The following is an 875-nucleotide window of genomic DNA, read 5'->3' as shown; positions in this document are numbered from 1 at the left end:
TGCCACCGGCACGGACACGGGCGGCTCGATTCGCCAGCCTGCATCGTTCACGGGCGTTACGGGAATCAAACCCACGTACGGGCGCGTTTCGCGTTACGGCATGATCGCGTTCGCTTCGTCGCTGGATCAGGGCGGCCCCATGGCTCGCAGCGCCGCGGATTGCGGCGTGTTGCTCAACGCGATTGCATCGTTTGATCCACGCGATTCGACCAGCCTCGAGCGCGAGGACGAAGACTACACGCGTTACCTCGGCCAGCCCTGGTCCGGTCATGATGCGGCCAGGCCACTGGCGGGATTGCGCATCGGTTTGCCGAAGGAATTTTTTGGCGAAGGCTTGAGCGCCGAAGTTCGCAGCGCGGTGGACGCGGCGTTGAAGCAATATGAAGCGCTCGGCGCGACGCTCGTCGAGGTATCGCTGCCGAAGACCGAGTTGTCGATTCCCGTGTACTACATCATCGCGCCGGCGGAGGCATCGTCGAATCTGTCGCGGTTCGACGGCGTGCGTTACGGCCATCGCGCAGCCGAATACACCGATCTTCTCGATATGTACAAGAAGTCGCGCGCCGAGGGTTTCGGACCGGAAGTGAAGCGCCGGATCCTGGTCGGCGCGTACGTGTTGTCGCACGGCTATTACGACGCGTATTACGTCCAGGCGCAGAAGATCCGCCGCATCATCGCGCAGGATTTCCAGGAAGCATTCAACCACTGCGATGTGATCATGGGACCGGTCGCGCCCTCCGTTGCATGGAATCTCGGCGAGAAAGCCGATGATCCCGTCCAGATGTATCTCGCCGATATCTACACGTTGTCGATCAGTCTCGCCGGCTTGCCGGGCATGAGCGTGCCTTGCGGCTTCGGCGCTGCGGGCAGCGCGA

1 protein-coding gene is annotated in these 875 nt (G+C 62.3%); it reads left to right on the top strand.

The genetic code is table 11. The annotated features are described in order from the left end of the window. On the top strand, positions 1-875 hold an 875-nt coding region (locus ACRXB1_RS36905), incomplete at both ends, for an amidase family protein (RefSeq protein ID WP_449494888.1).

This window comes from Caballeronia sp. M23-90 (assembly GCF_053574605.1).
Note: the sequence above shows the minus strand (reverse complement) of the source record. Positions and strands in the feature narration are given on the sequence as shown.